At 70.9% G+C, this 25,100-nt stretch carries 19 protein-coding genes; 12 read left to right on the forward strand and 7 right to left on the reverse strand.

All coding sequences use genetic code 11. The features are described from left to right. Nucleotides 1-5: 5 nt before the first annotated feature. Entirely contained in the window at nt 6-929 is a 924-nt protein-coding gene (locus ACRX5W_RS00670; protein ID WP_436785887.1) for a metallophosphoesterase family protein, read from the reverse strand. Between the two features lie 273 nt (nt 930-1,202). Continuing rightward, a complete protein-coding gene (locus ACRX5W_RS00675) occupies nt 1,203-2,267 on the reverse strand; it encodes a LacI family DNA-binding transcriptional regulator (RefSeq protein WP_436785888.1) in 1,065 nt (354 codons plus the stop codon). Nucleotides 2,268-2,488: 221 nt separating this feature from the next. Between ACRX5W_RS00675 and hisC the strand changes: the two genes are divergently transcribed. The 7 genes from hisC (at nt 2,489) to ACRX5W_RS00710 (ending at nt 13,953) form a co-directional block, all read left to right on the forward strand. After that, nucleotides 2,489-3,577, forward strand: coding sequence for a histidinol-phosphate transaminase (gene hisC / locus ACRX5W_RS00680; protein WP_436785889.1), 1,089 nt, complete (start codon nt 2,489-2,491; stop codon nt 3,575-3,577). A 262-nt stretch (nt 3,578-3,839) separates the two neighbouring features. Further along, nucleotides 3,840-5,282, forward strand: coding sequence for a cytochrome ubiquinol oxidase subunit I (locus ACRX5W_RS00685; protein WP_436785890.1), 1,443 nt, complete (start codon nt 3,840-3,842; stop codon nt 5,280-5,282). A 48-nt stretch (nt 5,283-5,330) separates the two neighbouring features. Further along, nucleotides 5,331-6,347, forward strand: coding sequence for a cytochrome d ubiquinol oxidase subunit II (gene cydB / locus ACRX5W_RS00690; protein WP_436785891.1), 1,017 nt, complete (start codon nt 5,331-5,333; stop codon nt 6,345-6,347). Nucleotides 6,348-6,411: 64 nt separating this feature from the next. Further along, nucleotides 6,412-9,933, forward strand: coding sequence for a thiol reductant ABC exporter subunit CydD (gene cydD, locus ACRX5W_RS00695; protein WP_436785892.1), 3,522 nt, complete (start codon nt 6,412-6,414; stop codon nt 9,931-9,933). 260 nt (nt 9,934-10,193) lie between these two features. Next, entirely contained in the window at nt 10,194-11,456 is a 1,263-nt protein-coding gene (gene pdhA / locus ACRX5W_RS00700; RefSeq protein ID WP_436785893.1) for a pyruvate dehydrogenase (acetyl-transferring) E1 component subunit alpha, read from the forward strand. 32 nt (nt 11,457-11,488) lie between these two features. After that, nucleotides 11,489-12,457 carry an alpha-ketoacid dehydrogenase subunit beta gene (locus ACRX5W_RS00705; protein ID WP_436786740.1) on the forward strand — a complete coding sequence of 323 codons (969 nt, stop codon included), beginning with the start codon at nt 11,489-11,491 and terminating at the stop codon, nt 12,455-12,457. 23 nt (nt 12,458-12,480) lie between these two features. Further along, a complete protein-coding gene (locus tag ACRX5W_RS00710) occupies nt 12,481-13,953 on the forward strand; it encodes a dihydrolipoamide acetyltransferase family protein (protein WP_436785894.1) in 1,473 nt (490 codons plus the stop codon). A gap of 34 nt (nt 13,954-13,987) precedes the next feature. On the opposite strand, the gene ACRX5W_RS00715 is transcribed toward ACRX5W_RS00710, so the two are convergent. Continuing rightward, the gene (locus tag ACRX5W_RS00715) at nt 13,988-14,806 is read right to left on the reverse strand and encodes a maleylpyruvate isomerase family mycothiol-dependent enzyme (protein ID WP_436785895.1); all 819 of its coding nucleotides are present in this window, start codon (nt 14,804-14,806) and stop codon (nt 13,988-13,990) included. 174 nt (nt 14,807-14,980) lie between these two features. Between ACRX5W_RS00715 and ACRX5W_RS00720 the strand changes: the two genes are divergently transcribed. Then, complete coding sequence (locus ACRX5W_RS00720; protein ID WP_436785896.1) at nt 14,981-15,757, forward strand: carbon-nitrogen family hydrolase; 777 nt, start codon at nt 14,981-14,983, stop codon at nt 15,755-15,757. 70 nt (nt 15,758-15,827) lie between these two features. After that, nucleotides 15,828-17,729: an NHL domain-containing thioredoxin family protein gene (locus ACRX5W_RS00725; RefSeq protein ID WP_436785897.1), complete on the forward strand. Its 1,902-nt coding sequence runs from the start codon at nt 15,828-15,830 to the stop codon at nt 17,727-17,729. Between the two features lie 6 nt (nt 17,730-17,735). Here ACRX5W_RS00725 and ACRX5W_RS00730 read toward each other — a convergent pair whose 3' ends face one another. From ACRX5W_RS00730 to ACRX5W_RS00740, 3 genes are all read right to left on the reverse strand, one after another. After that, a complete protein-coding gene (locus ACRX5W_RS00730; protein WP_436785898.1) occupies nt 17,736-19,025 on the reverse strand; it encodes a M18 family aminopeptidase in 1,290 nt (429 codons plus the stop codon). A gap of 95 nt (nt 19,026-19,120) precedes the next feature. Then, entirely contained in the window at nt 19,121-20,266 is a 1,146-nt protein-coding gene (locus ACRX5W_RS00735; protein WP_436785899.1) for a hypothetical protein, read from the reverse strand. Nucleotides 20,267-20,402: 136 nt separating this feature from the next. Continuing rightward, a complete protein-coding gene (locus ACRX5W_RS00740; protein WP_436785900.1) occupies nt 20,403-22,238 on the reverse strand; it encodes an acyl-CoA dehydrogenase in 1,836 nt (611 codons plus the stop codon). 130 nt (nt 22,239-22,368) lie between these two features. Between ACRX5W_RS00740 and ACRX5W_RS00745 the strand changes: the two genes are divergently transcribed. Continuing rightward, a complete protein-coding gene (locus tag ACRX5W_RS00745) occupies nt 22,369-22,767 on the forward strand; it encodes an SseB family protein (RefSeq protein ID WP_436785901.1) in 399 nt (132 codons plus the stop codon). 184 nt (nt 22,768-22,951) lie between these two features. Next, nucleotides 22,952-23,803, forward strand: coding sequence for a helix-turn-helix domain-containing protein (locus ACRX5W_RS00750; protein WP_436785902.1), 852 nt, complete (start codon nt 22,952-22,954; stop codon nt 23,801-23,803). Between the two features lie 218 nt (nt 23,804-24,021). On the opposite strand, the gene ACRX5W_RS00755 is transcribed toward ACRX5W_RS00750, so the two are convergent. Next, on the reverse strand, nt 24,022-24,207 hold the full coding sequence (locus ACRX5W_RS00755) for a DUF397 domain-containing protein (protein ID WP_436785903.1): 186 nt from the start codon (nt 24,205-24,207) through the stop codon (nt 24,022-24,024). Between the two features lie 455 nt (nt 24,208-24,662). On the opposite strand from ACRX5W_RS00755, the gene ACRX5W_RS00760 reads away from it, so the two are divergent. Then, nucleotides 24,663-25,097, forward strand: coding sequence for a hypothetical protein (locus ACRX5W_RS00760; RefSeq protein ID WP_436785904.1), 435 nt, complete (start codon nt 24,663-24,665; stop codon nt 25,095-25,097). Nucleotides 25,098-25,100: the final 3 nt, after the last annotated feature.

A 25,100-nucleotide genomic window follows, 5' to 3' on the forward strand; every position in this document is an offset into this window, starting at 1 on the left:
GGCCGTCAGTTCGACTCGGTCGGCGCGCTGATGTCGTAGACCATGTTGAGGGTCTCGTCGTCCGTCGCCGGTTCCTCGTCGGGTGCGGGATCCGGCAGCGGCAGCCGGGTGACCAGGCACGGCCCGCCCAGGTAGATGCCGCCGTCCAGGTTGATGACCTGGCCGTCCGCGTAGACCCTCGGGCCCTCGATCGTCGCCGGGTCCTGGCCGGTCTGGTACGGGATGGGGGTGTGCCCGTGCACGATGTGCCGGCCCCCGAGCTCGCCCAGCAGATCGGCCGCGGCGTTGGGGCCGGCCTCGCCCATGAACGCGCCGCGCCGCGTGAGGTTGCGGAACAGGTCCCAGCACGGCAGGGGCTCCGGGTCGCGCAGCATCTCGGCGATCTCGCCGTCGATGTCCTCGATGGTGCTGCCGTATTCGAGGTAGGCGTTGCTGTCCGAGTGGATCAGCAGGTAGCCGTCGACGACCGCGGCGACCGGCTGGGACACGAGCCATTGGGCCTGCGCTTCGGTGAAGCGGTCGAGGTCCCACTGGAGGCCGCCGTTGCGCAGCCAGATCTCCCGGAACGTCGTCGCGCCGCCCGCGACCGGCACCGGGTGGTCGCCGAAGAAGTAGACGCCGAGCAGCAGGATCTCGTGGTTGCCCAGCAACATCCGCGCACTGCCGCCGACTTCGGCGGCCTCGTCGGCGAGACGCATGGCCAGGTCGACCACGCCGATGCCGTCCGGGCCGCGGTCGGTGAAGTCGCCCAGGAACCACAGGCGCGACGCACCGCCCGTCCAGCGGCCCTCGTCGTCGATCAGGCCTTGCTCCTGCAAAGCCGCTTCGAGCTCGTCGAGGTGGCCGTGCACGTCGCCCACCACATACAGCGGCGCGTCCTCGACGTCGACTGCGCCGGTCGTACTCGACGCTCCCGAGGCGATGCTCACGAGACGATTCCTTTCTTCCGCGCCCCCACGCCCTGCCAGCCCCCGCGGTGGGGGGTGACGCTGTCATGAAGCATGACGCACCGCGGAGCTGTACGGCTGCGGTGGTCGCGATACGAACACCGTCCGAAACGGATACCGTGCCGCGACGGTATCTTGCGCGGGCGAATCGGGGAACGGTCCGGGCCAGAGACCTCGCGCGTCCCGCGCAATCGGGCGTGCGAACCCCGGCAGACCGGGTGGTCGCGGGCCACCGCGAAGATGCCGGACAAACCGTCAGAAGCCTGTACCGCCACGGCGTGTCGAGGCGCGAACGGTGAGTCGGATGGGGACGGTGTGGCGTGTGGGCGACGGCCTTCCGGTCCGTGCCGCGTGGTCCTCGATCACACCGACGAGTAGTTCCACCGCGCTCGTGCCGGTGATCCGGGGTTGCAGGCTCAGCGTTGTCAGCGGTGGTTCGGCGGACGCGTGCGGGGCGTCCTCGCCGCAGCACGCCACCAGCAGGTCGTCCGGCACCCGCAGCCCGCGTGTTCGGGCCGCCGCGAGCAGTTCGGGGCCACAGCCCTCGTGCAGGCCGTACACGGCGTCGGGGCGGTCGTCCTGTGTGCGGTCGAGCAGCCGCCCGGCCGCGGCCGACGCGGCCCCCGACCTGCCGAGCGGGTACGTCTCGACGAGCGGCACGGCTCCGTGCGCCGCACACCAGTCCCGGTACGCCTCGACGCACCGCCGCGCGTACCTGCCGTCCTCGGCCGCGAGCAGCGCGATGCGGCGCCCGCCGGCTTCGGCGAGGTGGTCCAGCACCGTGTCCATCGCGAGCGCGTGGTCGATGTCGACCCAGCCGTGCACCACGCTCGCGCCGGGGTGGCCCCCGGTCACCACGGGTACGCCCCGGCGCAGGAGTTCACGGACCATCGGATCGTCGTCGGCGGGGTCGACGACGATCGTGCCGTCGAGCGCGACGTTGCTCCACACGTCGTGGCGCGACGATGTGGGCAGCACGACCAGGGCGTAGCCGCGGTCGAGTGCGGCACCGGTGGCGGCGCGCACGAGCTCGGTGAACCAGCCGTATTCGGACAGCGCGAACGGCTCCGCGGCGTGGTTCGTGGTGGTCAGACCGATGAGCCCGGAGCGTCCGGTGCGCAGCGTGCGGGCGGCGGCGGAGGGACGGTAGCCGAGCCGGTCGGCGATCTCGCGCACGTGCAGGCGCGTGGATTCGGGCAGCCGGCCCTTGCCGTTCAGCGCATCGGATACGGTCGTGATCGACACCCCGGCCGCAGCCGCCACGTCCCGGATGCCGACGCGTGCGGGACGCCGCCGGGGCACCCCCTGGTCAACAGTCATCGGGACCGACACTAGGGCCGTTCGGGTGGCGAAGCGCCTGGCATGGTCTTCCTTTTGCGAAGAAACGGTTTTCCGCATACCTGGCGTCGAGGACCGCCCGACCCGGGTCGGGCGGGGCCGGCGGACGGGCCCGACACGGGCCGGGACCGGAAACGTAAGGTCGGGGGCGAAGTGCGTCGCGCGGACGCGACACGAGGCACAGGCACCTTTGGAGGACTGCGGTGACCCACGACAACGCCGGTACGACCGGGCCCCGGCTGCGCGGCGTGCTCGACACCCTGCCGGCGTACAAGCCGGGCCGACCGGCCGCCGCGGGCGGCGGGGCTCCGTCGTACAAGCTGTCGTCGAACGAGAACCCCTACCCGCCGCTGCCGGACGTGCTGGAGAAGGTGGCCGAGGCCGCCGGCTCGGTCAACCGCTACCCCGACATGGCGTGCGGCGAGCTCATCGCCGAGATCGCGGAGCACTTCGGGGTGCCGCCCGCGCACGTCGCGACCGGCACCGGGTCGGTCGGCGTGGCCCAGCAACTGCTGCAGGCGACGTCCGGTCCCGGGGACGAAGTGATCTACGCGTGGCGGTCGTTCGAGGCCTACCCGATCATCACGCAGATCTCCGGCGCGACGTCGGTGCAGGTGCCGCTGCTCGCGGACGAGGGCCACGACCTGGACGCGATGGCCGCCGCGGTCACCGGGCGCACGCGGCTGATCTTCGTCTGCAACCCGAACAACCCGACCGGCAGGTCCCTGCGCCGTGACGAGCTGGTGCGCTTCTTCGACCGCGTGCCGTCCGACGTCCTCGTGGTGCTCGACGAGGCGTACAAGGAATTCGTGCGCGACCCGGAGGTCCCGGACGGCGTCGAGCTGTACCGGGACCGCCCCAACGTCGCGGTGCTGCGCACGTTCTCCAAGGCGTACGGCCTGGCCGGGCTGCGGGTCGGGTTCGCCGTCGCGCACGAGCCGGTGGCCGAGGCGCTGCGCAAGACGGCGGTGCCGTTCGGGGTGAGCCAGCTCGCCCAGGACGCCGCGGTCGCCTCGCTGCGCGCCGAGGCGCAGCTGCTGGAGCGCGTGGAGGCGTTGGTCGGCGAGCGGACCCGGGTCGTGGACACGCTGCGCGCGCAGGGGTGGACGGTCCCGGAGACGCAGGCCAACTTCGTCTGGCTGCGGCTCGGCGACCGGACCTCGGAGTTCGCCGCGGCGTGCGGTGCGGCGGGGGTCGCGGTGCGGCCGTTCGAGGGCGAGGGCTGCCGCGTGACGATCGGCGAGAAGGAAGCCAACGACTTGTTCCTGGAGGTCGCGGCGCGCTTGCGCTGAGCCCGACGGTTCTGCGCGCCGACGGTTTTGAGCGGGGAGGCGAGGGTCCGCAGCGGCCCTCGCCTCCCCGCTTCGTCCGAGGCCTCCGGATACCCCGCGCGCGAGGCGCCGGACCCCCCTCGTTAGAGTTTGTGAACGGATGCACAAGCTCGACTTTGTGAATCCATGCACAAAGTCGTGCCGTCTTCGGATGGCCGGTGCGTCATGTTTCGTCAGGGTTCGCCCCGGCCGTCAAAACGATTCTTCTCAGAGGAGGTCGTCCGTGGACCTCGCCCTCGATCCGCTGGACGTCGCCCGGTGGCAGTTCGGCATCACGACCGTCTACCACTTCCTGTTCGTTCCCCTGACCATCGGCCTGTCGACGCTCGTCGCCTGCCTCCAGACCGCCTGGCACCGCACGGGCAAGGAGCACTATCTCCGCGCGACGAAGTTCTGGGGGAAGCTCTTCCTCATCAACTTTGCGATGGGCCTCGTGACCGGCATCGTGCAGGAGTTCCAGTTCGGTATGAACTGGTCCGACTACTCCCGCTTCGTCGGTGACGTCTTCGGGGCACCCCTCGCGATCGAGGCACTGCTGGCGTTCTTCCTCGAATCGACCTTCCTCGGTCTGTGGATCTTCGGCTGGGACAAGCTGCCCCGCCGGATCCACCTCGCGTCCATCTGGGCCGCCGCGATCGGCACCATGCTGTCCGGGTACTTCATCCTCGCCGCGAACTCCTGGATGCAGCACCCGACCGGCTACCGCATCAACCCCGAGACCGGCCGCGCCGAACTCACCGACTTCGTCGCGGTGCTCACCCAGAACACCGCCGTCAGCGCGTTCGCACACGTCATCACCGCGGCTTTCCTGACCTCGGCCGCGTTCCTCGTCGGCATCAGCTGCTGGCACCTGCGCAAGCGCAACGAGGTCGACGTCTTCCGGCCGTCGCTCCGCCTCGGCCTGTGGGTCGCCGTCGTCGCCGGCCTCGGCGTCGCGATCACCGGCGACTTCCAAGGCAAGATCATGTACGAGCAGCAGCCGATGAAGATGGCCTCCGCCGAGGCGCTGTGGGACACCGAACAACCGGCGCCGTTCTCGGTGTTCGCGTACGGCGACGTCAACAAGGGCCACAACGAGGTCGCCATCGAGGTTCCCGGCGCACTGTCCTTCCTGGCCAAGAGCGACTTCGACGCCGAATTGCCCGGCATCAACGACCTCCAGCGGCAGATGGAGGAGAAGTACGGCCCCGGCGACTACCGCCCGAACATCCCGGTGACCTACTGGGGCTTCCGACTCATGATCGGCTTCGGCATGACGTCGTTCGCGGTCGGCGCCGCCGGCCTGTGGCTCACCCGCAAGAAGCGCGCGCTGCCGACCAACAAGTGGGTCTGGCGCATCGGACTGTGGACCATGGCCTTCCCGCTGCTGGGCAACTCCGCGGGCTGGATCTTCACCGAGATGGGCCGCCAGCCGTGGGTGGTCTTCGGCGTACTGAAGACCGAGTCGGCGGTGTCGCCCAACGTCACCGGCGGTGAGGTGCTGACCTCGCTGATCGTCTTCACCCTGCTGTACGGCGTGCTGGCCGTCGTCGAACTCGGCCTGCTGCGGCGCTACGTCAAGGCCGGACCGCCCCCCGTCGAGACCGCCCGCCCGGACGGACCGGACGCCCCTCCGGGCTCGGACGACGCCGACGACGCCGACCGACCGCTCGCCTTCGCGTACTGACGGCGCGGGACCACCCAAGGACTCCGAGGACATTCGAGGACATCCGCGATGGAACTCACCACCGTCTGGTTCATCCTGATCGCCGTCCTGTGGACCGGCTACTTCTTCCTGGAGGGCTTCGACTTCGGCGTCGGCGTCCTCACCAAGGTGCTCGCCCGCGACGAAACCGAGCGCCGGGTGCTGATCAACACGATCGGCCCGGTCTGGGACGGCAACGAAGTGTGGCTGATCACCGCGGCGGGCGCGACGTTCGCCGCCTTCCCCGACTGGTACGCCACCCTCTTCAGCGGCTTCTACCTGCCGCTGCTGGTCATCCTCGTCGCGCTCATCCTCCGCGGCGTCGCGTTCGAGTACCGCGCCAAGCGCAACGACGCACGCTGGAAGCGCAACTGGGAGAACGCCATCTTCTGGGGCTCGTTGCTCCCGGCCTTCTTGTGGGGTGTCGTCTTCGCCGACATGGTGCGCGGCGTGCCGATCGGCGCCGACAAGGAGTACGCCGGCAACCTCGCCGACCTGCTCGGCCCCCACGCCCTGCTCGGCGGTGCGGTCACCCTCGTGCTGTTCACCTTCCACGGCGCGGTCTTCGTCGGCCTCAAGACGGTCGGCGACGTGCGGCACCGGGCCAACGCCCTCGCCTTCCGGCTCGGCCTGGCGACCGTGGTCCTGACCACCGCGTTCCTGGTGTGGACGCAGGCCGAGAGCGGCAACGGCAAGAGCGTGTGGGCCGTGGCGGTCGCCGTCGCCGCGCTGCTCGCGGCACTGGCCCTCAACCGGGCCGGGCGGGAGGGCTGGGCCTTCGTGATGTCCGGGGTGACCGTGATCGCGGCGGTGACGATGCTGTTCCTCGCACTGTTCCCGAACGTGATGCCGTCCAGCATCGCCGACGCGTACAACCTGACCACCGACAACGCGGCGTCGACGCCCTACACGCTCAAGATCATGACGTGGGTCGCGGTGATCATGACGCCGATCGTGCTGTGCTACCAGGGATGGACGTACTGGGTCTTCCGCAAGCGGATCGGGACCCAGCACATCCCGGAGACCGTCCCGCACGGGGCGGGGTGAAGACCGTGTCCGCGCGACGGCCGCACCCGAGTGAACGGCCCTGTAACCACGACCTCGAAGAGCGATGAGACCTGTAGACCCGCGCCTGCTGCGCCACGCCCGAGCCACCCGGGGCTTCCTCGCTCTCACCGTCCTGCTCGGGGCGGTGGGCGCGGGCCTCGTCATCGCGCAGGCGGGGCTGCTCGCGACCTTGATCGTCGGGGCGTTCGAGGACGGCAAGGGCGTGGCCGATCTGCGTACGCCGTTGCTCGCACTGGCCTTCGTCGCGGCCGGGCGCGCGCTGGTGGCGTGGCTGACGGAGGTCGCGGCGCACCGCACATCGGCGGCGGTCAAATCGCAACTGCGCCGCCGCCTGCTCGCGCACGTGATGCGGCTGGGGCCGGCATGGCTCACGGGCACGCGCACGGGCGAGCTGACCACGCTGGCGACCCGCGGAATCGACGCGCTGGACGGCTACTTCGCGCGTTACCTGCCGCAACTCGTGCTTGCCGTGATCGTGCCGGTCGCGGTCGTCGCGCGGATCGTCACGGGCGACTGGATCGCGGCGGTGACGATCGTCGTCACGCTGCCGCTCATCCCCGTGTTCATGGCGTTGATCGGGATGGCGACGCAGAAGTACATGGACCGGCAGTGGCGGGTGCTGGAGCGGCTGGCCGGGCACTTCCTGGACGTGGTCGCGGGGCTGCCGACGCTGAAGGTGTTCGGGCGAGCCAAGGCGCAGGCGGCATCGATCCGGACGATCACGGACGAGTACCGCAAGGCGACGCTCAAGACGCTGCGGGTGGCGTTCTTGTCGTCGTTCGCCCTGGAGCTGCTGGCGACGATCTCGGTCGCGTTGGTCGCGGTCGGGGTGGGACTGCGGCTGGTGGACGGGGACCTGGACCTGCACACCGCGCTCGTCGCGCTGATTCTGGCGCCGGAGGCGTATCTGCCGTTGCGTCAGGTCGGGGCGGAGTACCACGCGAGTGTGGAGGGGCTGGCGGCGGCCGAGCGGGTTTTCGCGGTGTTGGAGGAGGAGGGGAATCCACAGGCCCCCGACCCCGCCCGTACGCCGATCGCGGCCGACGCCGTCATCCGCGTCGAAGACCTCGTCGTACGCCATGCCGACCGCACCGAGCCGTCCGTCTCGGGCGCGTCGCTCGTCCTGCGCCCCGGCGAGACCACGGCGCTCGTCGGCCCCAGCGGCATCGGCAAGTCCACGGTCTTCGCCGCGCTGCTCGCGTTCTCCGCCCCCGCCTCCGGACGCGTCACCGTCGACGGCGTCGACCTGGCCGACCTCGATCCCGAGGCGTGGCGGTCGCACATCGCTTGGATGCCGCAACGGCCGTACCTGTTCGCCGGTTCGATCGCCGACAACCTCCGCATGGCCGCACCCGACGCCGACGACGAACGCCTGCACGCCGCTCTCCGAGCCGCGCACGCCGACGAGTTCGTGGCGGCGGCCGGCGGACTCGACGCGCGGTTGGGCGAGGACGGCACGGGCCTGTCCGCGGGACAGCGCCAACGCCTCGCCCTGGCACGTGCTTTCCTCGCGGACCGTCCCATCGTCCTGCTCGACGAGCCCACGGCGAACCTGGACGGGGCGAGCGAGGCCGTGGTGGTCGATGCCGTACGCCGACTCGCGAAGGGCCGGACGCTCCTGGTCGCAACCCACCGCCCGGCACTGACGGCGATCGCGGACCACGTCGTGCGGTTGGAGCGGGAGGAGAACGGAAGTACCGCGGCGGTCGCGGGCCCACCGTCGACGCCGACCCCTCATCCCCAGACCGTCTCCGCGAACCGATCATCGGACAACCCAACCGCCGCCCCTCCGATCCGCCGCACGACAATCCACACCACCCACACCAAAAGCAACACCCTCCACCGCCTCCTGACCCTCGCTCGCCCCGTCCGTTCCCGCCTCGCCCTCGCCGTCCTCCTCGGCGCGGTCGCGCTCGGCAGCTCCGTCGGCCTCATGGCGACCTCCGCGTGGCTCATCTCCCGCGCATCCCAGCACCCGCCCGTGCTCACCCTCATGGTCGCCGTCACGTCCGTCCGCGCGCTGGGCATCTCCCGCGCGGTCTTCCGCTACGCCGAGCGCCTGGTCTCGCACGATGCCGCCTTCCGGATCCTCGCTGATCTCCGCGCCCGCGTGTACGAACACCTCGAACGCCTCGCCCCCGCCGGCCTCCCCGCCTTCCGGCGCGGCGACCTCCTCTCCCGCCTCGTCGCCGACGTCGACGCCGTCCAGGACTTCTTCCTCCGCGCCCTGCTGCCCGCCGCCGTCGCGGCCGCCGTCAGCGTCGCCGCGGTCGGAGCGACCGCGGTCTTCCTCCCCGAGGCCGGCGCCGTCCTCGCCGCAGGGCTCCTGACCGCGGGCATCATCGTCCCCTGCGCAGCCGCCCGGTTCGCCCGCCGCGCCGAGCGCCGCATCGCGGCCGTACGCGGCGAACTGTCCACCGACATCGCCGAACTCCTCCGCGGCGCGCCCGAACTCATCGCCGCCGGCGCCGCGCCCGCCCGGCTGTCCGCGGTCGACGCCGTCGACGCACGCCTGCGCCGCACCGAGACGCGCCAAGCCCACGGTGCGGGCCTCGGCTCCGGGCTGGCCGCGCTCGCGGCCGGTGCGACGGTCTGGGGATGCGCGTTCGTCGGCATCACCGCCGTCGCGGCGGGCCGCCTCGACGGCGTCCTCCTCGCCCTCGTCATCCTCACCCCGCTGGCCGCGTTCGAGGCAACGGCCGTGCTGCCGTCCGCCGGCCGCCACCTGGACTCCGCCGGACGCGCCGCCGCGCGCGTCTTCGAAGTCGTCGACACGCCCGTGCCGGTTCGCGAGCCCGCAACCCCCGATCCCCTGCCGCCCGCCCCGCACAGCCTGCACATACGCGGCCTGCAAGCCCGCTGGACCGACACCGGCCCTGCGGCCCTGGACGGCATCGACCTCGATCTGGCCCCCGGCCGGCGCATCGCCGTCGTCGGGCCCAGCGGCTCCGGCAAGACCACGCTGGCGCAGGTGCTGCTGCGGTTCCTCGAACCGTCCGCCGGCGATGTACACCTGGCCTCGGACACCGCGTCCGCCTCTCTCACCGACCTCGGCGGCGACGACGTCCGCCGCGTCATCGGCCTGTGCGCCCAGGACGCCCACATCTTCGACAGCTCGGTCCGCGAGAACCTGCGCCTCGCCCGCCCCGGCTGCGACGACGCCGCGATCCGCGACGTGCTGGCCCGCGCCCGGCTCCTCGACTGGGTCGACAGCCTCCCGCGAGGCCTGGACACGATGGTCGGCGAACACGGTGCCCGCATGTCCGGCGGCCAACGCCAACGCCTCGCCCTCGCCCGCGCGCTGCTGGCCGACTTCGAGGTCCTCATCCTCGACGAACCGGCCGAACACCTCGACGCGCCGACCGCCGACGCCCTGACCGCCGACCTCCTCACCGCGACGGAGCACCGCACCACCGTCCTGATCACCCACCGCCTTACCGGCCTCGACACCGTCGACGAGATCCTCGTCCTCGACCGAGGGCGCCTCGTCCAACGCGGCACGTGGGCCCAACTCACCGCCACGACGGGTCCGTTCCGCTCCCTCCTCGACCGGCAGACGCCCTGAGCCGTGTTTCGGACCGCGCACGGGCCGGAGACCGTAAGGCCGGTGGTCCACGCGGGTTGTTGTGGGTCCTCGGCAAAGTGGATCGGGTTTCTCTGGGCGGTTGCCGCTATCTGCGGAGCTGACCGGCGGGTAACGTTCCGGTGTGCGGGGCCGGTGTTTCCGGGAACCGCATGCCTGTGCGCAGGTGCCAACCCGGATTCACCCGGGAATTCCTAGGACATCCTTGTTTCTGGGAGTACAGCCACCCGTCGTGGCCCGGTATGTCGCGCACACCCCGCGCGGAAACCGGACACGGCAAGCCGGATTCGGCCCACGGTGATCCCGGGGGCCGGACAGACCGAGGAGAAAACGTGGCAGTGGACCATGTGGGAGGGCCCCGGGCGGGCGTCGACCCCACCGATCCGGTTCGCCCCGACACGGACGCGACTCGTCCGCCGGGGCTCGTCCAACTGCTCTCCCCGGAGGGGGAGCGCGTGGCGCACCCGGACTGGTCGCTCGACCTGACCGACGACGAATACCGCGGCCTGTACCGCGACCTGGTGCTGGTACGCCGCTTCGACGCCGAGGCCACCGCGCTGCAACGCCAGGGGGAGCTGGGCCTGTGGGCCTCGCTGCTCGGCCAGGAGGCGGCACAGGTCGGCTCCGGCCGGGCGCTGGGGAAGCAGGACTACGCGTTCCCGACCTACCGCGAGCACGGCGTCGCGTGGTGCCGCGGAGTCGACCCGCTGAATCTGCTCGGCATGTTCCGCGGCGTCAATCACGGGGGGTGGGACCCCAACAGCAATAACTTCCACCTCTACACCATCGTCATCGGCGCGCAGACTTTGCACGCGGTCGGATATGCGATGGGACAGCAACGTTCCGGCCAGGAAGGCGCGGTCATCGCGTATTTCGGTGACGGCGCTTCCAGCCAGGGTGACGTCAACGAGGCGTTCACGTTCGCGGCGGTGTTCAACGCACCCGTCGTGTTCTTCTGCCAGAACAATCAATGGGCCATTTCCGAGCCGACCGAACGCCAGATGCGGGTTCCGCTCTATCAGCGTGCGGCGGGTTTCGGATTTCCCGGGGTGCGGGTCGACGGAAACGACGTGCTGGCCTGTCTCGCGGTGACGCGCGGCGCGCTGGAGCGGGCCCGGCGCGGTGAAGGCCCGATGCTGATCGAGGCGTTCACGTACCGCATGGGCGCGCACACCACCTCCGACGACCCGACGCGTTACCGGCTCGCCGCGGAGCTGGAGGCGTGGAAGCTCAAGGACCCGATCGAGCGCCTGAAGGCGTTCCTGCTGGGGAACGGCCTGGCCGACGCCGATTTCTTCGCCGGGCTCGAAGCGGAGAGCGACGAGCTCGCCAAGCGCGTCCGGAACGGCGTCCGCACGATGCCCGACCCCGATCCGACGCTGATGTTCGACCACGTGTACGCCGAACCCCACCCGCTGGTCGACGAAGAGCGGGCCGAATTCAGCGCCTACCAGGCGTCGTTCGCCGACCAGGGCGCACACCACGGGCAGGAGGGCGGGCAGTGATGGCCGAGACCACGGGCAGCCGGCCGGCCGCCATGACCATGGCGCAGGCGATCAACGCGGGCCTGCGGCGGGCCCTGGAGGACGACCCCAAGACCCTCATCATGGGCGAGGACGTCGGAAAGCTCGGCGGCGTCTTCCGCGTCACCGACGGCCTCCAGAAGGACTTCGGCGAGGACCGCGTCGTCGACACCCCGCTGGCGGAGTCCGGCATCATCGGCACCGCGATCGGCCTGGCGCTGGCCGGCTACCGGCCGGTCGCCGAGATCCAGTTCGACGGGTTCGTCTACCCGGCGTACGACCAGATCGTGTCGCAGCTCGCCAAGATGCACGCGCGGGCGCTCGGACACGTGAAAGTCCCTGTCGTCGTGCGCATCCCGTACGGCGGCGGCATCGGCGCGGTCGAACACCACAGCGAATCGCCGGAGGCGTACTTCGCGCACACCGCGGGCCTGCGCGTCGTGTCGCCGTCGACCCCGGTCGACGCCTACTGGATGATCCAGCAGGCCATCCGGTCCGACGACCCGGTGGTGTTCCTCGAACCGAAGCGCCGCTACTGGACCAAGGCCGAGGTCGACCCGGCCGCGACCCCCGACCCGCTGCACAGCGCGCGCGTCGTACGCCCCGGCCGCGACTGCACGCTGGTCGCCTACGGGCCCATGGTGCAGACCTGCCTGGACGCCGCCACCGCGGCTGCCGCCGACGACGGCCGCGAGCTGGAGGTCATCGACCTGCGCTCGGTGTCGCCGATCGACTTCCCGGCCGTGGAGGAATCCGTGCGCCGGACCGGGCGCCTGGTCGTCGTGCACGAGGCGCCCGCGTACCACGGCGTCGGCGCCGAGATCGCCGCGCGCGTGACCGAGCGGTGCTTCTACCACCTGGAGGCGCCCGTGCTGCGGGTCGGCGGCTACCACACGCCCTACCCGCCGTCCCGGGTCGAGGAGGAGTACCTGCCCGACCTGGACCGGGTGCTGGATGCCGTCGACCGTTCGCTGGCGTGGTGACCGGCGTGGTGAGGGGAAACGGAATGGCGCAGATCCAGCAGTTCGTCATGCCCGACGTCGGCGAGGGCCTTCTGGAGGCGGACATCGTCGCGTGGCGGGTCGCGGTCGGCGACACCGTCACCGACGGCCAGGTGATCGTCGAGGTGGAGACCGCGAAAGCTCTCGTCGAACTCCCGTGTCCGTTCGATGGCGTGGTGAGCGAACTCCTCGCCGAGGAGGGCGACACCGTGCCGGTCGGCACGCCGATCATCGCGGTGCGCGTGGACGGCGGAAGCGAGCCGGGCCCGGCGGCACCGGCGGACGAGGCCGAGACCGGAGAGCCGGCCGAGGCAGCCGATGCGGGCGGCCCGGCGCCGAACGGCGCCGAGAACCCGGGGGCGGGCCGGGAGGCGGTCCTCGTGGGCTACGGCGTCCGCACGGGCGGCACGCACCGCCGCCCCCGGACCAAGCCGTCCGGCCCGGCGCGCGGCCCGTCCCGTCCGGGCTCGCCGCCGTCCCCGCCGACCGCGACAGCTTCGACCGCGCCAACCGTGGCCGCGCCCACCGCGGCGGCACCGCTCTCGGCCGCGTCGCCTGCGGAGCAGCCCCGACCGGCTGCCCCGACACCGGAGGCCGCGCCGTCCGCCAGCGTCCTCGTGCTCGCGAAGCCTCCGGTGCGCAAGCTCGCGCGCGACCTCGGTGTCGACCTGGCGTCCCTGGTGCCGTCGGGCCCCGGCGGCGTCGTCACGCGCGAGGACGTGCACGAGGCGGCGGAGCGGGCCGCCGCGCCCGACCAGGTCCCGGCCGTGCCGCCCGGCGGCGAACGGCGCATCCCCGTCAAGGGCGTGCGCAAGGCGACCGCGGAAGCGATGGTGGCCAGCGCGTTCACCGCGCCGCACGTCACCGAGTGGGTGCAGGTCGACGTCACGCGCAGCGTCAGACTGGCCGAAAGGCTGCGCGTGCTCCCGGAGTTCGCCGAGGTGAAGGTCTCGCCGCTGCTGCTGGTCGCCAAGGCCCTGCTGTGCGCGGTACGCCGCAACCCCGACGTCAACGCGTCGTGGGACGACGCGAACCGCGAGATCGTCGTCAAGGACACGGTCAACCTCGGCATCGCCGCGGCCACCCCGCGCGGCCTGCTGGTGCCGAACATCAAGGACGCGGGCGGGCTTTCGCTCGTCGACCTGGCGCGAGCCCTGGCCGACCTCGCCGCGACGGCGCGGGCCGGCCGGACACCCCCCGCCGACCTCGCGGGCGGCACCGTCACCATCACCAACGTGGGCGTCTTCGGCGTCGACGGCGGGACCCCGATCCTCAACCCGGGTGAGGCGGCGATCCTCGCGGTCGGTGCGATCCGCGAACTGCCGTGGGTCCACAAGGGGAAAGTGAAACCCCGGCAGGTCACCACGCTCGCCCTGTCGTTCGACCACCGCATGGTGGACGGCGAACTCGGCTCGAAGGTCCTCGCGGACACCGCGGCGGCCCTCGAACGCCCCGAGCGGCTCATCGCCTGGAGCTGACACACCCGCCTCGCTCCGGGCAAGGAACCGCCAGTCACTGCGTGACGGTGATCTCCGCCAGAATCCGGTCGGCCGTCCGCGGATCACCCTCGATCTTGAGGTCCGCGGCGGTCGGCCGGATCCGTCCGCACATCATCCGCGCGAACGTCTCCCAGTCCGTCTTCAGCGCCACCAGCGGCGCCATCGCGACCTGTTGGCCGACCATCCCGCGCCCGCCCGGCGCCACGGTGACCGTGCGCATGAACTCCAGCGGCCCGTGCACGTCGAACACGACCGCGTGGCCCGGCGCGACCCCCGCCTTCTCGGCGACCACGCGCGGGAGTTGCGCGACCAGGAAGTCCCGGGACACCCGTGCTGCCGGGGTGTCGAGGTCGCCGGGCCGACCGGTCGCGCGGCGGACGTCCTGCAGGTGCGTCCACGCGTCGAACACCCGGGACTGCAAGAGCTGTCGGTACGGCGTGCTGCGCCCCATCATGCCGCGCACCTCGGTCTCCGGCGCGCAGTTGCTCTCCCGCAGCATCCGCTTCCGCCGCCGGACCACGTCGGCCAGCTCGCCGGTCATCTCGGCCGCGGTGTGGCAGCGGCGTACGTCCACGGGTATCTCGCAGTAGCGGGCGAACTCGTTGCCCGGGCGCAAGTGCGCCAGATCACCGGGCAGATGGTGGATCGGCCGCGGGTCGCCCAGCAACTCCCGTTCCACGCCGATCACATGCGACACCACGTCGCGTATCGACCAGCCGGGGCACTCGGTCGCCCGGTTCCACTGGCCCTCGGTGAGGACGGCGCACACGTCGGCGAGCGAGTCCACCGACTGCTCCCACGCGTCGACGAGATACTGGAGATCATTGCTCACGGCGAACCTCTGGTGTCGTGGTGCCCCGGCGCGGCCCGTCCCGGACCCGGCAGACCCGGCATCCTGTGCAGGCACGTTACGCTGCGAAAGAGCCTGGGGCAGCCGGTTCGCGCGAAGCGGAGCAGGCTTCGCCTCCAGTCCGACGGACAACACTCATGGGATGTGGTGGTCTGCGTGCGGGTGTCCCTGATTCAACTCGATGTCGATCTCGCCGTGCCGGCGGCGGACCGCGTCGCGGAGGCCGCCCGGCTCGTGCGCGGGCGCGCGGGCGACCACCTCGTCGTCCTGCCGGAGCTGTGGGCGGCCGGCGGCTGGGACTACTCGGGGTGGGAGGCCGGTGCCGAGCCGCTCGACGGACCCACCGCCCGGGCGATGGCCGACGCGGCCCGCGACGCGGGGGTGTGGCTGCACGCGGGCAGCATCGTCGAACGCGACGCCGACGGCGCCCGCTACAACACGTCGCTGATGTTCGGCCCGGACGGCGGCCTGCGCACGACGTACCGCAAGGTCCACCGCTTCGGCTTCGACAGCGGTGAGGCGGCCATCATGGGCCCGGGAGACGGGCCGGTGGTCCTTGCGACCCCGTTCGGCACCCTCGGTTTCGCCACCTGCTACGACCTGCGTTTCCCCGAGATGTTCCGGCTGCTGCTGGACGCGGGCGCCGAAGTCCTGGTCGTCCCGGCCGCCTGGCCCGCGCGGAGGGTCGAGCACTGGCGTCTGCTGGCCCGCGCCCGCGCGGTCGAGAACCAGGTGTTCGTGCTGGCCTGCAACACCGCGGGCACGCAGGCCGGCATCGCGCAGGGCGGACACAGCATGGTCGTCGACCCGTGGGGCGAGGTCGTCGCCGAGGCAGGCACGGAGGGCCGCGTCCTCACCGCGGAGATCGACACCGCCCTGGTCGCCAAGACGCGTGCCGATTTCCCCGTCCTGAAGGACCGCCGCCTCGGCTGACGCACGCCGTGGGGGCAGTCCCGCCCGAACCTCCGGGAAATTGCCCCCACCAGGTGTTTGACTGGAGTTCATGAGCAGCACCCCGCGCCGCGTCCGAGTCCGCGCCCCCGAGCTTGTGGGTTCCGGTGGATGGATCAACACCGGCGGCAAGGACGTCACCCTTTCCGACCTCCGCGGCAAGTGCGTGCTCCTGGACTTCTGGACGTTCTGCTGTGTGAACTGCCTGCACGTGCTCGACGAGCTGCGCGAGCTGGAGGAGAAGTACCGCGACGTCCTCGTGGTGGTCGGCGTCCACTCGCCGAAGTTCGCCCACGAGACGGACCACCAGGCGGTGCTCGCCGCGGTCGAGCGGTATGAGGTGCACCACGCCGTCCTCGACGACCCCGACATGGCCACGTGGCGGCAGTACGCCGTCCGCGCCTGGCCCACCCTCGTGGTGATCGACCCGGAGGGCTACGTTGTCGCCCAGCTCGCCGGGGAGGGCCACGGCCACGCCGTCGACGCCCTGGTCGCGGAACTGGTCGCCGAGCACGAGCGCAAGCGCACGCTGCACCGCGGCGACGGCCCCTACGTGCCGGCCGAGCCGCCGCGCACCGATCTGCGGTTCCCCGGAAAGGCGCTGCGGCTGCCGTCGGGCACGCTGCTGGCCGCCGACTCCGGGCACCACTCGCTGGTCGAGCTCGCCGACGACGGCGTCACGGTGCTGCGCCGCATCGGCGGCGGGCAGCGCGGGCTCGTGGACGGCGGCCCCCGGCACGCGTCGTTCGCCGAGCCGCAGGGGCTCGCGCTGCTGCCCGCCGAGGTGGCCGCGCATGTCGGCTACGACGTGGTCGTGGCCGACACCGCGAACCACGCGCTGCGAGGCGTCTCGCTGGCGACCGGCACCGTGCGTACGGTCGCCGGCACCGGGCGGCAGTGGTGGCAGGGCGCGGCGACGTCGGGCGGCTCGCGCGACGTGGACCTGTCGAGTCCGTGGGACGTGGCGTGGTTCGGCGGGCGCGTGGTCGTCGCGATGGCCGGGGTTCACCAGCTGTGGGAGTTCGACCCGGTCGGCGAGGCGGTCGACGTGCTCGCGGGGACGACGAACGAGGGCCTGGAGGACGGCCCGGTCGACACCGCGTGGTTCGCGCAGCCGTCGGGCCTCGCGGTCTCCCCGGACGGGCACACGCTGTGGATCGCGGACGCCGAGACGTCCGCTCTGCGGGAGCTGACCGACGGCCAGGTCACCACGGCGGTCGGCGAAGGCCTGTTCGACTTCGGGCTGCGTGACGGCGACGCGGGCCAGGCCCTGTTCCAGCACCCGCTGGGCGTGACGACCCTCCCGGACGGCTCGGTCGCGGTCTGTGACACCTACAACGGCGCGCTGCGGCGGTTCGACCCGGCCACCCGCACGGTCACAACCCTGGTCGCCGACCTGCGCGAGCCGTCGGACGCCGTGGTGGTCGCGGACGACGACGGCGTGTACGTCATGGTCGTCGAGTCGGCCGCCCACCGGCTGACGCGCGTACGCATGCCCGACGAGGCGCTGGCGATGCCCGAGCAGGCCCATCGCACCGGGCGTCCGCCGGTCGAGATCGGACCGGGCAGGGTCCGCCTGAGCGTGGTCTTCGACGTGCCGCCGGGGCAGCGGCTCGACGACCGGTACGGGCCCGCGACGCGCCTGCTGGTCGAGGCCGCCCCGCCCGGCATGCTGCTCGTCGGCGAAGGCCCGGGCACCGATTTGGCGCGGATCCTCATGCTCGACGAGTCGGTCGCCGAGGGGGTGCTGCACGTCTCGGCGATGGCGGCCTCGTGCGACGCGCTCGGCGCCGACGGCAAGCCGGTCGAGTATCCGGCGTGCCACGTGCACCAGCAGGACTGGGGTGTGCCGGTGCGCGTGGTCGAGGGCGGTGCCGACGAACTCACGCTCGTGCTGGCCGGCATCGACGCGTCCGCCGCCGAGCCGGGGGATGGGCGCGAACCCGAGGCCTGAGGCCCCTCAGCTCTCCAGGAACGCGTTCATCGCCGACGCCAACAAATAGGGGTCCGACGCGCCGCACAATTCGCGGGCCGAGTGCATCGACAGCATCGCGATGCCGACGTCGACGGTCTCCACCCCGAGCCGCGTCGCGGTGATCGGGCCGATCGTCGACCCGCACGGGATCGAGTTGCGGCTCACGAACGTCTGCCACGGCACGCCCGCGCGCTCGCACGCCGCCGCCCACACCGCGCGGCCCCTGGCGTCGGTCGCGTAGCGCTGGTTGGCGTTGACCTTGAGGATCGGCCCGCCGTTGGGCAGCGGGTGGTGGTCGGGGTCGTGGCGTTCGGCGTAGTTGGGGTGGACGGCGTGGCCGACGTCGCTGGACAAGCACAGCGTGTCGGCGAAGGCGCGCGCCTGGTCGTCCCAATGCTGCGAGCCGATGATGCGCCGCAGGGTGTTCTCCAGCAGCGGCCCGCCCGCGCCCGTGGTCGTGTTGCTGCCGACCTCCTCGTGGTCGAACGCCGCGAGCACGGGGATGTGGGTCAGGCCGTCGCCCGCGGCGGCGGCGAGCAGCGCGGCGAGGCCGGCGTGTACGGAGACGAGGTTGTCGAGTCGGCCCGCGGCGAGGAGTTCGCGGTCGCGGCCGAGGTACGCCGGCGGCTGCACGTCGTGCACCATGAGGTCCCAGCCGGCGACGTCGCCGGGCGCGACCCCGGCCTCCTTGGCGACGAATTCGACGAGGTCGCCCTCGACGACCGGGCCGAGGCCCCACACCGGCGTCATGTGCTGCTGCTTGTCGAGGGTCATGCCCTCGTTGACCGCGCGGTCGAGGTGGATGGCCAGTTGCGGGACGCGCAGCAGCGCCCGGTCGACGTGCACGAGGTGTTCGCTGCCGTCGCGGAGTGCGAGACGTCCGGACAGGCCGAGGTCGCGGTCGAGCCAGGTGTTCAGGAGCGTGCCGCCGTACAGCTCGACGGCGATCTGCCGCCAGCCCACCCGGCCGGTGTCGGGGCGCGGCTTGACGCGCAGGTTGGGCGAGTCGGTGTGGGCGCCGACGATGCGGAAGCCGGTGGTGTTGCGGCTCCCCTCCGGGACGAACCACGCGATCAGCGCGCCGCCGCGCAGCAGGTAGCGCCCACCCGGGCCGCCTTCCCACTGCTCGGTTTCGACGACGCGCCGGAAGCCGGCCGATTCGAGCCGCTCGGCGGCGCCCGCCACCGCGTGATACGGCGACGGGCAGGCGGTGATGTACCGGATCAGGTCATCGGTGTGGGCGCGGTCGAACCGGTGTCCGAGGGGGGAGGTCATGCTGCTCCTTCCGCGGTTCTCGCGACCGCGGGTGGTCGTCCTGATGCTCGCGACCGAGCGTACGCCTGCGTCCGTGTTCGCCGCCTGGGGGCAGGTCAGCGCGGAGAGCGTTCGGTCACGTTGCCCTGCGCGTCCGCCGTCAGGGACGCGTGCCCGTAGTCGTCGCGTACCGATACGCCGATCTCCAGCGCCCCGGTGATCGGGTCGTGGTCGAACGAGATGTGCCACGAGGTGGGCGCGGCGATCCCGAGCGTGGCCTTGGCCTCGATCACCAGTTGCGGGAGGCGTTCGTACGGGAGCGCCCGCAGGTCGATGAGCGGCTCGTCGGACGCCGACCGCGTACCGCTGGGGCCTTCCGTGCGCGCCTTGTCGTCGCGGAACCGGAAGCTGTCCACCAGGCGCGGGTCGGTGGGTTTCGGGGCCTCCACCGATACGTAGTCCTCGTCGATGCCGATGGAGACGGCCTTGTCGGTCCCCGCGAGCGCGATCAACTCCTCGACGGCACCGCGCATTTGGCCGGGCATCAGCATGATCTCGCCGGTGATGGTGACCTGCGTTGACGAGGTACCGGTCACTGTGGTGGTCGTCGTGCTGCCCGGGCCTTCGTCGTCGTCGAACAGGTCGCCGCGCCAGGCGAACACGACGATCGCGGCGCCGATCAGGAGGCCGGCGAGCGCGACCAGGCAGAATCCGCAGCCCTCTTCGGCCGCGGGGGTGGCCATTGCCGACTCGGGGGCCGAGTCGATGCTTTCCGTCTCCGCCCGACGCGCCCAGTGGTCGTCGGGCTCGGTGACGATCTTGACGTCCCACGGCCGGTCGGGCCGGTACTCGACGACGATGACCGTGCGCGGCTTGTAGTCGGGGATGTCGACGAGGTTGATGTCCTGCGTGACCTTCGCGCGGAAGCCGGCCGCGTCGTCGGGGGCGACGGTCAGCACGAACTCGACGGGAATGTCGGCGTGTTCCGACGACAGCGCGCGGCGGCTCTCGATCCGCGCGAGCGCGAGCCTCGGTTCGGGGCGCGGCGGTCGGCCGCGTGCGGCGTATTTCTGCCATACGACGACGAGCACGATGTTCGCCGCGATCAGCCCCAGGCCGATCGCGGCGGGTGTCCATTCGCCGATGACCATGGCGACGACGCAGCCGGCGAGCCCGGCCCCGATGAAGGCCCCCGAACCGAATCCACGCGCAAGCGCCCCGACGCCGGACTTCTCGGTTTCCTCGGGCGGACTGATCGTCATACCGGCAGATTGTGGCGTGCGGCGGTGTCCGCCGGGAGACCGCACGGTGAAAAGGCGTTCCCCCGCACCCGGGGCGAACCGGGTTCGGGGGAACGCCTTTTGGTGAATCGTCAGATCACATGGGGCTGCGTGCCGGTCAGAAGGCCTCTTCCGGCAGCTCCATCAGCGTGTTGTCGGTCTGCTCGGCCATCAGCCGCTGCGGCGTGAGCAGGGGCAGGATGTTCGCCGCGAAGTGCTTCGCCGCGGCGACCTTGCCCTGGTAGAACGCCTTGTCGCGGGCGCCGGGGCCCTGCTCCAGCCGGGCGAGGGCCACCGCGGCCTGGCGCAGCAGCAGCCAGGCGACGATCAGGTCGCCGGACGCCAGGAGCAGGCGCGTGGTGTTCTGGCCGACCTTGTAGATGTTGGTGATGTCCTGCTCGGACGCCATGAATTGGGTGATGAGCGTCCCGACGATGCCTTGGACGTCCTCCGCGGCCCGCGCGAGCAGCTCCTTCTCCGCGGCCAGAGTCTCGCCGCCCGCGTCGGACGCGATGAACTCCTGGATCTCGCCGGCCACCTGCGTCAGGGCCTTGCCCTGGTCGCGGACGATCTTGCGGAAGAAGTAGTCCTGGCCCTGAATCGCGGTGGTGCCCTCGTAGAGGGTGTCGATCTTGGCGTCCCGGATGTACTGCTCGATCGGGTACTCCTGGAGGAACCCGGAGCCGCCGAAGATCTGGAGCGACTGGGCCAGTTGCTCGTAGGACTTCTCCGAGCCGTAGCCCTTGACGATCGGCAGCAGCAGGTCGTTGACGCGCTCGGCGGCCTCGTCGCGGCGGCCCTCGGCCTCGGCCTGGGCGATGCGGTCCTGCCACGTCGCGGTGTAGAGCACCAGCGCGCGCATGCCCTCGACGTACGCCTTCTGCGTCATGAGCGACCGCCGCACGTCCGGGTGGTGCGTGATGGTCACACGCGGGGCGGCCTTGTCGGTCATCTGGGTCATGTCGGCGCCCTGCACGCGCTGCTTGGCGTAGTCGAGGGCGTTGAGGTAGCCGGTCGACAGGGTCGCGATGGCCTTCGTGCCGACCATCATGCGCGCGTACTCGATGATCTTGAACATCTGGGCGATGCCGTTGTGCACCTCGCCGACGAGCCAGCCGACGGCCGGCACGCCGTCCTTGCCGCCGAACGTGAGCTCGCAGGTCGTGGAGACCTTGAGGCCCATCTTGTGCTCGACGTTGGTGACGAACGCGCCGTTGCGCTCCCCGAGTTCGCCGGTCTCCCAGTCGAAGTGGAACTTCGGCACGATGAACAGCGACAGGCCCTTGGTGCCGGGGCCGGCTCCCTCGGGGCGGGCCAGCACCAGGTGGATGATGTTGTCGGTCAGGTCCTGGTCACCCGACGTGATGAAGCGTTTGACGCCCTCGATGTGCCAGGTGCCGTCCTCCTGGCGCACGGCCCGGGTGCGGCCCGCGCCGACGTCCGATCCGGCGTCCGGCTCGGTGAGCACCATGGTGGAGCCCCACTGGCCCTCGACCATGCGGGCGGCGATCTTCTTCTGCTCGTCGGTGCCGAGGACGTGCAGGACGTGGGCGAAGTCGGGGCCGGCGGCGTACATCCACAGGGCGGGGTTGGCGCCGAGGACGAGCTCGGCGACCGACCAGCGCAGCGACAGCGGGGTCGTGGTGCCGCCCATCTCCTCCGGGAGCGCGAGGCGCCACCACTCGGAGTCCATGTAGGCCTTGTAGCTGTTCTTGAACGACTCGGGCAGGGTCGCGCTGTTCGTGGCGGGGTCGAAGACCGGGGGGTTGCGGTCCGCGTCCGCGAAGGAGTCGGCGAGCTCGCCGACGGCCAGGCGCTCGACCTCGGTGAGGATCGAGCGGGCGGTGTCGACGTCCATTTCTGCGAACGGGCCACTGCCGTAGACCTGCTCGCGGCCGAACACCTCGAAAAGGTTGAACTCGAGGTCGCGGAGATTCGACTTGTAGTGACCCATGGTGTGGCTCCGCCTGTTCGTTTAGGCTCGGTGCGTACTGGCTGGTAACCCAATGATGCTACCCACGGGTAACTTTGGCAATCCCCATCCGGGCCCGGACAGCGCAGCCGACGCGCTAATCTCGTTTGTCGTGTACGGCTATGCGACCGAGGAACCCCAGGTGCGGGCGGAGGCCCCCGGCCTGACCGATGCCGTGCGCGCCTTCGCGACCGGCATGATGAGCGGCGAGGACTTCCAGTCCGTGTTCATAGCCTCCAAGGTCTTCTGCCCCCGCGGCGAGCGCCCGGGCTTCCTGGCACTGCACAACACACCCGAGCCCGTGATCCCGATGTTCTCCTCGCTGGAGGAGCTCAAGCGGTATGCCGGTGAGGAGTCCCGGCACTTCACCGTCACCGGCGCCGAAGTCCTCGACCTGCTGCCCGACGGGTATGGCTTCGTCCTCGACCTGGACGGCGAGCACCGTGTGATGTTCGACGCCAAGGCGATCGAGCAGATGATCAACTTCGCGATGCGCCGGATGTACGGCTGACCCGTCGGCCGCCCGTGCTTCCGGGACGATTCCGCGAAATCAACACCCTGTTGCGCTTCGCGTTCGGACGTGTGCCGAGGGCGTCGCGGTACTAGGCTCTGCTGCGTGGCCAACTGCCATAGGTCACATTGCCTTACGCGTTGATGACGTCCCATCAGGTTTCTCTATGCAGGGGAGCACCGCCATGCCCCAGACTCCGGATCCGCTGGTTTCGCTCGCGCGCCTCCGTGCGGAACTGCGGCGGCTTCGGGAGCAGCATTCGTACACGCAGCAGCAGGTCGCGGACGCCATGGACTGGTCGCTGAGCAAGCTGATCAGGATCGAAGGCGGCCGGAACCGGATCTCGACGAACGACCTGCGGGTTCTTCTGACGCACTATCAGGTAGGCCCCGAGCAGCAGGAGAGGCTGCTCGCGCTGTCCAAGGACGTGCGCAGATCGGCGTGGTGGGACAAGTACAGCGATGTGCTGAGCCGCGAGTACGGCGCCTATCTCAGCTACGAGTCGGTCGCCTCGGTGATCCGCAACTTCGAAGTCACCGTGGTGCCTGGGCTGTTGCAGACACCGGACTACGCGAAGTGCGTGATCGAGAACGCGGGCGTGGACCCGGCCCGGGTCCCTCGCAGCGTTGAACTCCGCATGGAACGCCAGAAGTTGTTCGAGCGCGAGCAGCCGCCCGAGACCCATTTCATCGTGGACGAGTCGGTGATCCGTCGAGTCGTCGGGGGACGCGACGTGATGCGGGAGCAGTTGCTGCGGCTGAGGGCCGTGGCGACGCGTCCCACCGTCACGCTTCAGGTGGTGCCCTTCTCGGTCGGCCTGTACCCGCGCCACCGCCGAGGCTACGCGCTGTTCGAATTCCCTGATGAGGGAGCCTTGGTGCTGCACATCGAGGGCGCCGAAGGCAGCATGATCATCTCCGACCCGGGCGGCGACGAGCAGCAGCAGTATCTGGAGTCGTTCTGGTCATTGGAGGAAAAGGCCGCCGGCGCCGACACGTTGAAGATGCTCGACGACGCACTGGAACGGCTGGGTTGACGGTTGGGTTGACGGTTGGGTTGAGGCAACTCCCCCTTGTCATAAGCATACTGCTTGCGCTCAAATGGTTCACAGGCAATGTGACACCTGGCAGATTTCCTGGAGTCGGACCGCTGGGTGGCCGTCGCTTATGGGTGTCGGTGGTCCGGTGAGGGGAGGCGGGTATGTGCGGCAGAAGACGAAGCCGCCCGACGGGGGCGCTCATGCCCGTCTTCCGTTCAGGCTTTATGCAGGCGCATGGTGAAGGCGGACCACGCTTCGGCCGCGAGGCTCAGTTGCGGCCCCGAAGGCCGGTGCGAATCCCGTACTCGGATGCCGACGTCCGACCGCGCTTCCACGCAGTTCTCCTGCTCGCTGTAACTGCTGCGCCGCCATGTCGAATTCGCCTTGCCGATCTCTGCCACGCCTTCTTCTCCCTTGAAGCCGGAACTGAGAAGTCAGCCGCAGCGGGGGTCGTGGCGTCGTTGGCACGAGGGTCCGCAACGGGTGGCGGCGGATGCCGCCGAGATAAGGAGGATCCCCAGAATCGCCGACGAACTCCACAAAGTCGACAGGGGGTTTGCGTCTCACACCAGGCGCCGTCGGCGGACCGAACAGGGCAGGCGTCGCTCGGCACGTATGTGCCCGAGCGGTGTCCGCCCTCTTCGGCGTTCGCTCATGAGGGGAGAGACAGCACGCCGATTCGCGGTCGGCTCGCCGTCTCTCCCCGTCGAATCACCGGCAACGGCCTTCACCGTCTTCGGGACTCGCGCCAGACTCCCAGGCTATCGAAGGGCGTTGACCGTCGAAAGGGCCTCGGCCGCGTGCGTCGGCGTACGCCCGCGCACAACGGTCGCCCTTCGGTCTCGGGGAGTGATCAATGTTTCAGACAAGAAGTGCCGTGCGGGTGCCGCACGGTTCGAGTGTGTTCGTACAAACCCCGCAACCCACCTGGACCGGCCCCGGTGTCATCGTGGCCGTCGTGCTCCTGGTCGCCTTGGGGGCGATACGCGGCGGCGGGGAAGGTCGGCCGTCCACGCCGCGCGACGTCGTGATCGCCGAACTCGACGGGGCGGCGCTGCGAAGCGAGCCCTTCGCGGACTCGCCCGCGATCCGCGACCTCGGCCACGGGCAGCGGGTCGAACTCCTCTGCCACACCGAGGGCCCCGAGTCCTTCGGCTGGGGCGGCACCAGCCGCATCTGGGACCGGGTCGAAGTGGACGGCGTGACGGGGTACGTCCCCGACGTCGTCGTCGACACCCGGGTGCCCGTCGACAAGATCGCGCCGCCCTGCCCGGCGGAGCGGCAGGACTAGCCT

The sequence above is a fragment of the Yinghuangia sp. YIM S10712 genome, from assembly GCF_051388935.1.
Taxonomy (GTDB): Bacteria; Actinomycetota; Actinomycetes; order Streptomycetales; family Streptomycetaceae; genus Yinghuangia.

What these genes read in the sequence shown, in the direction of transcription:
- ACRX5W_RS00675 (WP_436785888.1), bottom strand. Translation starts at nt 2,267, where the DNA reads ATGACTGTTGACCAGGGGGTGCCCCGGCGGCGTCCCGCACGCGTCGGC.
- ACRX5W_RS00735 (WP_436785899.1), bottom strand. Translation starts at nt 20,266, where the DNA reads ATGACGATCAGTCCGCCCGAGGAAACCGAGAAGTCCGGCGTCGGGGCG.
- ACRX5W_RS00725 (WP_436785897.1), top strand. Translation starts at nt 15,828, where the DNA reads ATGAGCAGCACCCCGCGCCGCGTCCGAGTCCGCGCCCCCGAGCTTGTG.
- pdhA (WP_436785893.1), top strand. Translation starts at nt 10,194, where the DNA reads ATGTCGCGCACACCCCGCGCGGAAACCGGACACGGCAAGCCGGATTCG.
- ACRX5W_RS00705 (WP_436786740.1), top strand. Translation starts at nt 11,489, where the DNA reads ATGACCATGGCGCAGGCGATCAACGCGGGCCTGCGGCGGGCCCTGGAG.
- cydD (WP_436785892.1), top strand. Translation starts at nt 6,412, where the DNA reads ATGAGACCTGTAGACCCGCGCCTGCTGCGCCACGCCCGAGCCACCCGG.
- ACRX5W_RS00730 (WP_436785898.1), bottom strand. Translation starts at nt 19,025, where the DNA reads ATGACCTCCCCCCTCGGACACCGGTTCGACCGCGCCCACACCGATGAC.
- ACRX5W_RS00760 (WP_436785904.1), top strand. Translation starts at nt 24,663, where the DNA reads ATGTTTCAGACAAGAAGTGCCGTGCGGGTGCCGCACGGTTCGAGTGTG.
- cydB (WP_436785891.1), top strand. Translation starts at nt 5,331, where the DNA reads ATGGAACTCACCACCGTCTGGTTCATCCTGATCGCCGTCCTGTGGACC.
- ACRX5W_RS00750 (WP_436785902.1), top strand. Translation starts at nt 22,952, where the DNA reads ATGCCCCAGACTCCGGATCCGCTGGTTTCGCTCGCGCGCCTCCGTGCG.
- ACRX5W_RS00710 (WP_436785894.1), top strand. Translation starts at nt 12,481, where the DNA reads ATGGCGCAGATCCAGCAGTTCGTCATGCCCGACGTCGGCGAGGGCCTT.
- ACRX5W_RS00740 (WP_436785900.1), bottom strand. Translation starts at nt 22,238, where the DNA reads ATGGGTCACTACAAGTCGAATCTCCGCGACCTCGAGTTCAACCTTTTC.